General features: G+C 69.3%; 5 protein-coding genes. 3 read left to right on the top strand and 2 right to left on the bottom strand.

What is annotated here, in order from left to right; translation table 11 throughout:
* Positions 1–501, top strand: a 501-nt coding sequence (locus GX015_RS08610; RefSeq protein ID WP_291344379.1) for a nucleoside hydrolase, incomplete at its 5' end; no start/stop codon positions are given.
* 33 nt (positions 502–534) lie between these two features.
* On the opposite strand, the gene GX015_RS08605 is transcribed toward GX015_RS08610, so the two are convergent.
* Together GX015_RS08605 and GX015_RS08600 are read right to left on the bottom strand one after the other, a co-directional pair.
* On the bottom strand, positions 535–1,938 hold the full coding sequence (locus GX015_RS08605) for a lipase family protein (protein WP_291344378.1): 1,404 nt from the start codon (positions 1,936–1,938) through the stop codon (positions 535–537).
* Positions 1,939–2,111: 173 nt separating this feature from the next.
* Complete coding sequence (locus tag GX015_RS08600) at positions 2,112–2,957, bottom strand: lipase family protein (protein ID WP_291344377.1); 846 nt, start codon at positions 2,955–2,957, stop codon at positions 2,112–2,114.
* A 154-nt stretch (positions 2,958–3,111) separates the two neighbouring features.
* On the opposite strand from GX015_RS08600, the gene GX015_RS08595 reads away from it, so the two are divergent.
* A complete protein-coding gene (locus GX015_RS08595) occupies positions 3,112–5,190 on the top strand; it encodes a neutral/alkaline non-lysosomal ceramidase N-terminal domain-containing protein (protein WP_291344376.1) in 2,079 nt (692 codons plus the stop codon).
* 153 nt (positions 5,191–5,343) lie between these two features.
* A complete protein-coding gene (locus tag GX015_RS08590; protein WP_291344375.1) occupies positions 5,344–6,654 on the top strand; it encodes a Yip1 family protein in 1,311 nt (436 codons plus the stop codon).
* The last annotated feature ends 260 nt before the right edge of the window (positions 6,655–6,914 follow it).

The raw sequence follows: 6,914 nt of genomic DNA, 5'->3' as shown, positions 1-6,914 counted from the left end.
GTCGTGCTCATGGGCGGCGGGTACCACGAGGGCAACAAGACCGCCGTGGCGGAGTTCAACATCAGCGTCGACCCGGAGGCCGCCCACATCGTGTTCAACGAGAAGTGGCCGCTGACCATGGTCGGCCTGGATCTGACGCACCAGGCGCTGGCGACCCCGGAGGTGGAGCAGCGCATCAAGGCGCTGGGCACCGACGTCGCGGACTTCGTCGTCGGCCTGATCGGGTTCTTCCGCGAGGCCTACCGCGAGAACCAGGGCTTCGACGACCCGCCCGTCCACGACCCGTGCGCGGTGGCGTACCTCATCGACCCGTCGGTGGTGTCGACCACGAAGGTGCCGCTGGACGTGGAGCTGCAGGGGGCGTTGACCGCCGGCATGACCGTCGCCGACTTCCGCGCGCCCATCCCCGCGGACTGCACCACGCAGGTCGCCGTGACGCTGGACCACGGGAAGTTTTGGGACCTCGTGGTCGAGGCGATCACGGCCGCGCCGGGCAGGTGAGCGCGGGCGCGGGGTCGGGCTTTGGGGCCTGCTTTACGACGAGCCCACCGGGGGAAGTCCCGCGGCCGAACCCTCGGTCGACGAACCCGGGGCGACGTCGACGCCGTTGAACTGGCCGATCAGCCAGTTCTTCGCATCGAGGAAGCCCAGGGGCATGGGCAGCAGGTGGCCGATGGCGAAACGATCGGCGACGGTGGGCAGCTGCACCGAACGGAACTCGACGTCGGCGCCGAGGGCGCTCCACCGCTCGGCCAGCGCCTGCGCCTGATCGTGGGGGATCGCGTCGTCGTTGATGTTGTTGGTCACCAGCACCGGCGCATTGGGGCGCAGGGTGCCGATGAGCTGGCGGTCCGTCATCTCCTTCAGCCGCGGGATGGTGCGGATCTGCTCCTGGATGTTGCGGCCGTCCTTGGTCATCATGCTCGTGGGGTCCGGGGCGATGGCGCCGAGCGCACCGAACTCGATGATGCTGTCGCCGATGCACTGGGTGCGGGTGGCCTCGAGGACCTCCTGGCCCCGGGGGCTGATGATCGCGTCGATGGGCGCCTGGCTCTCCGGGTGCCGCTCGAGCAGGCCGTTGATGGTGTAGCCGAGCACGCCGACGATCAGGTTCTCCTGCACCCCACCGGCGACGGCCTCCAGGTCGGCGGGCGGGGCGCCGGCGAAGGTGGCGCGCACGTCGACGTCGGGGGCGTAGCTTTCCGCCAGTTCCGCCGCCGCGGCCGCCGCGCCGCCGCCCTGCGAGTAACCCCAGAAGCCGACCGGCGCGTCGGCCTGTCCGGTCAGCGCCGGGATGGCCCGTGCCGCGTCGAGCATCGCGTGGCCCTGGTCGAGGCGGTTCATGTACGTGTGGACGCCCGGGGTGCCCAGACCGATGTAGTCGGTCATGACCACGCGCACGCCGTCGCGCAGCATGACGTTGGCGAACAGGAGCTCGTAGTTGATGCCGATCGACGGCTTCTGCGGGTCGATGCCGAGCATCGTCGACCCCAGCCGCGACGGCGCGCACTGGTCGCCCTGCCCGACGGTGCCGGGGCCGATGACGATGGTCGGGCGCGCGCCCTCGCCCGTCCACTCCGCGATGGGCTCCATGACCATGCCCGTCACGGCGGTGGGCACGCCGTTGTTGTCGGTGGAGGTGTACATGAACCGCTCGGCCTTGCCCGGCCACGGGCCGTCGACGTTGGGCAGCGTGACGTACAGGTCCATCGGCTCGCGGCGGATGACCGAGCCAGGGGCCGCGGGGATCTGCTCCGGCGGCATGTAGAAGGCGTTGGCGCCCTCGAAGTCGGCGGGGTTTTCTCCCGGGGACATCGGATGCGGGGCGGCCATTTCCTGGGCGGAGGCGATGGACGGGGCGACCAGCAGGGAAGCGGCGACGGCGACGGCGGCTCCCGCGGCTCCGACGGCGATGGAGTTCTTGCGGCTACGCGGCAACGGAGTTCCTGTTCACTCTCTGGGCCCCACTTTCGGGGCTGGCATGTAACGAACGCCGGGTGGCGTTCCGGTTACGCACCTTAACCAGTTATCGCGGCGAACATATGACGTTCCCGAAATAAATCCATTGAATCGTCGCCACCGATCCGGATGTCGCCGCCGCGCCCCGCCGGTCACCCCTCCAGGTGGCAGCCGGAGGTCTCGACGCCGTTGAAGCGATCCATGATCCAGCTTTGGCCCTGGAGGAATCCGACCGGGATGGGCAGCAGGTGGTCGAAGGCCATGCGCGGGACGGTCGACGGCACGTCGGCGCGGCGGAAGGTCACGTCCGCGCCGGCGTCGCACCAGCGCTGCGCCAGCGCGCGGGCCTGGCCGAAGGGGATGGCGTCGTCGTTGGTGCTGTTGGCGATGAGGACGGGCGTCGTCGGGGTGAGCGTGCCGATGAGCTGGCGGTCGGCGTACTGCTTCAGTTCCGGGTTGGTCAGCAGGTGGTGTCCCAGGGTTTCGCCGTCGACGGTCAGCGCCCGCGACGGCTCCGGTCCGAGTGCCCCGGGTACGCCGTAGCTGACCAACGAGTCGACGATGCACTGGGTTTCCGTGCGCTCCAGGTAGTCGAGTCCGACGGGGTTCATGACCCCCTCGAATGCCGGGCGGCTTTCCGGGTAGCGCTCGATGAATCCGTTCATGGCGTATCCCAGCGCGCCGACGATGAGGTTTTCCTGGACCGCGCCGACCACGCTAGTCAGATCCGCCGGGGGCGACCCCGAAGAGTGATGCGGCGAGTGCGGCGAGGGTTCCCATGGTGCCCGCGGCGCGGGCGTGCGTGCAACTGATCGGCAACGTCGTTCCTGTTCGTGTTCCGGACCCCGCCGGGCGGGGCGTTGTGCGCGGGCGTCGGACGGCGCCCCGGCGAAGCACGTAATACGGGAACTTAGAAAAATATATTCATTTTGAAAAAAGCCGGCGATTGTGTCGGTAGCTATGGGACAACAAACCCTTTCGACCGTCCGTCGCCGCAAACGACGTGGAAAACACCGTTTTGTCGCAAAAGGACATTATTTCGGTGAATGGACCACTACGGTTCCCCAACAACAATTCATTCGCGTGAACGATCGGCATCGGCCAGCAACCTGGACCCGACCGTTCGCGACGCCGCATAGGGGGCACCACGTCATGACCGACACCGCAACAGCACGCATCCCGTCCATCCCGCGCAGGGCGTTTCTCGGGGGTTCCGCCACTGCGGCGGCACTGGGCGCGTTCGCCGCCACCGGGCTCGCCCGGCAGGGAACCGCCCATGCCCGCCCGGGGGACGGGGAAGCGGGCACGTCGGCGTCGTCAACCGTGCCCATGACCGTGGGCCGCGGCATGGCCGACATGACCGGCGAACCCCTCGGCGCCGGCATGAACGGCTACGCGGTGCTGGAACAGCAGACCTCGGGGCTGCGGCAGCGGCAGTTCGCCCGCGCCTTCGTCTTCGACGACGGCAACGGCGGCCGCGTCGCCCACGTCACCGCCGACATGGGACTGATGTTCCAATCCATCCAGTTGGAGGTCATCCGCCGCCTGCAGGCGCGCTTCGGCGACACGTACCACGAGGGCAACGTGCTCATCGGGGCCTCGCACACCCACGTCGCGCCGGGCGGCACCTCGGGGCACCTGATGGTCGACCTGACCACGCTGGGTTTCAGGCCCGTGACCTTCGAGGCCACCGTCACCGGCATCGTGCTGGCCATCGAACGGGCCGACGCCGACCTGGCGCCGTCGCAGATCGCGCTGACCCGGGGCACCGTCGCCGACGCCGGCGTCAACCGCTCCCGGGGCGCGTTCGACCGCAACCCCGACGCCGACAAGGCCGTGTTCCCCGACGGCGTCGACCGCGACTCGGTGACCCTCCACGTCATCCGCGACGGGGCGGCGATCGGCCTGATCAACTGGTACGGCATCCACCCCACGACCTTCGGGCCCGAGCACAAGATCATCTCGGGCGACAACAAGGGCTACGCGGCGTGGCTCGCCGAGCACAAGGCCGGCGTCGACCACACGGACCCCGGCTCGGCGCCGTACGTCGCCGCCTTCGCCATGTCCACGCCCGGCGACGTCAGCCCCAACCACGGCCTGGTGCCCAACTCGGGCCCGGTGGAGGGCAACGAATACGAGTCGGCGCGCGTTCTGGGCCGCCGCCAGCTCGACGGCGTCACCGGCCGGGCGGTGTCCCTGCCGGGCGGCGGCATCGACGCCCGACACACGTGGGTGAACATGCGCGAGGTCAAGATCGACGGCCGTTGGACTCCGGACGGCCAGCCCGGCACCACCGGCCCGGCGATCCTCGGCGCGGCGTTCGCGGCGTCGTCGCAGGAGGACGGCGGCGGCGAACCCATGCTCGGATTCAACGAGGGCTCCCGCGGCGGGACGCCCTGGGTGCGGCAGGTCAATCAGGTGGCGGTGCCCGCGTCGGCGTCGGCGATCCACGGCGCGAAGGAGAACCTCCTGCCCGTCGGCTACATCCCCGGCCTGGTGCAGCAGACGCACGTGTTCCACCTGCACCGCATCGGCGGCATCGTCATCGCGTCGCTGGCGTTCGAGCCGACGGTGGTGGCCGGCCTGCGCATGCGGCGCGCCATCGCCGAGGCGCTCGACGTGCCCATGGACGTGGTCATCGTGCAGGGCTACGTGTCGGGCTACGGCCACTACATCACCACCCCGGAGGAATACGAGCAGCAGGACTACGAGGGCGGCGCCACCATCTTCGGCCGCCTGACCCTGCCCGCCGCCACCCAGATCTTCGACGGCCTGGCCGCGGCAATGAGGTCGGGCGTGCCCGTCGACGCCGGCGCCCCGGAAGGAGATCTGACCGGCAAGATCCCGCCGTCGCCGATGGGAAGTCCGCTTGTCGACGTCGCACCGTTGGGCAAGAACTTCGGGGACGTCCTGTCCGCGCCGGAGGGCCCGGTCGCCGGGGGCACCGCCGTGGCCGTGGCGTTCGCCGGTGCAAACCCCAACTCGGATTTGCGGCATGAGACGGGCTTCCTGTCGGTGGAAAAGCGCGACGGCACCCGCATCGCCGACGATTCCCACGAGGCGACCGTCATCGAGTTCGCCAAGGACGGCGTCTCCACGACGACCACCATCACGTGGGACACCTCGGGCGCGGAGCCGGGCGAGTACGTCATCCGCTACCGCGCCTCATCCCGCGGCATCGGCGGCAATCTCACGCCCTTCGAAGGCGAGGCCTCCGTCACGGTGGGGTAGCAGCCGTCGGGAAGGGCCGTCGTCAAGCATTCTTCGCTTGAGGACGGCCCCCGTGCCGCCCATTCACCCGCCACGCCGCCATGCCGCGCTGTCGCGGGTGAATGGGCGGAGGTTTAGACTGGGAAACCTCATTGCACGGTGAAGGAGAATCCAATGACCGACGACAAGGGCCGTCCCGACGACGGCGGCAACGGCAACGGCGACGGAAACGGCAACGGAAACGGTCATGCCGACGGCGGCGCCGGCGAGTCCGCGGGATACGGCGAGAACCGGTACGGCCAGGATCAGAACGGGCAGGGCGAGTACGGGCAGCAGTCGTACGACCAGGGGCAGTACGGCCAGAACCAGTACGGCGAGGGCCAGTACGGTCAGCAGCCGTACGACCAGAATCAGTACGGCCAGGGCCAGTATGGACAGCAGCCCTACGACCAGGGGCAATACGGTCAACAGTCCTATGGCCAGGATCAGTACGGGCAGCACCCGTACGGCCAGGGCCAGTACGGCCAGCAGCCGTACGACCAGAACCAGTACGCCGGTTTTGCCGGGCAGGGTCAGGGCCAGTGGGGCGCCGGCCAGGGCCAGGGGCAGTGGGGCCAGCAGGCCTACGGCGACCCGGGCGCCGGCGTCGACCAGCCCGGCGGCGAGCTCCCGCCGACCTCGCCGGTGATGTCCGGAGCTGCGCAGTTCAACATCACCCAGCCGCTGTCCACGGCGTTCAAGCGCGTCAACGCGAACATCGGGCCGTGGCTCGGCTACTCCGCCGCGGTGTTCGGCGTGCTGATCATCGTGATGCTCGTCTTCTTCGGCATCATCTTCGGCGGCATGGCCTCCAGCCTGTCCAGCTACGATCCCGCCGACCCGATGGGCACGTCGCCCGGCGGATTGATGGCGTCGATGGGCGCGCTGATCCTGATGTACCCGGTCCTGTTCGCGGTGATGTTCGTGATGATGGTCTTCGGGTACCGCGGCGCGTTCGAGGAAATCGACGGGCGCACCCCGGGTTTCGGCACCTTCTTCCGCGTCGGCCGGTGGGGTTCGCTCCTGGGCGCGTGGCTGCTCAGCGGCGTCATCGCCTTCGCCGCGATGATCCCCGGTTACCTGGTCATGTTCCTCGGCGTCGGCATGTCCTCGCAGTCCGAGGGCGCGGGCGTGGCGATCGTCCTCCTGGCGTACGCGCTGATCATCGCCGGCGCCGTCTTCGTCACCCCCATCACGTCGCTGATGCCGATGCTGGTCATGGACGGCCGCGCGAAGGTGCTGGAATCCCCGGGCGCCGCCTGGGGCCTGGTCAAGGGCCGCTTCTGGCCGGTGCTCGGCGCACTGCTGCTCGCGGGCCTGGTCGGCGCGGTCGGCGTGATGCTCTGCTACATCGGCGCGCTCTACACCATGCCGATCCAGATGGTCGCGTACGTCGAGCTGTACCGCCAGCTCGTCGGAGGTCGCCGTCCGGTCCCGATGGCCTGACGGGTTTCACGCCCCGAGCGGCTTCACGCAGCACCCATAATTTCATCGACGCCTAACCCCGGAGCCTCCCGCCGTTCATGTCGCGGACGCTCCGGGGTTATGTGTATCGGGGACGATCGTCGGGTCCGCCGGGCAACGCCCGCTCCGCCATATCGCCGAAAGACTTCGAACAGTGAATTTCCGTCCCCTTGCTTCACGACGTCCCGCCGCCCCCATCACCGCCGTCCTCGCCGTCGGCGCCCTGGCCGGGGCCACCGGCC

Origin of the sequence: Corynebacterium sp. (assembly GCF_012837295.1) — a bacterium.
Taxonomy (GTDB): domain Bacteria; phylum Actinomycetota; class Actinomycetes; order Mycobacteriales; family Mycobacteriaceae; genus Corynebacterium.
This window is presented reverse-complemented; position numbering and strand designations above follow the sequence as displayed.

Bases quoted from the DNA above. Each gene is read 5' to 3' on its own strand.
- GX015_RS08590 (WP_291344375.1), top strand. From the start codon at position 5,344: ATGACCGACGACAAGGGCCGTCCCGACGACGGCGGCAACGGCAACGGC.
- GX015_RS08595 (WP_291344376.1), top strand. From the start codon at position 3,112: ATGACCGACACCGCAACAGCACGCATCCCGTCCATCCCGCGCAGGGCG.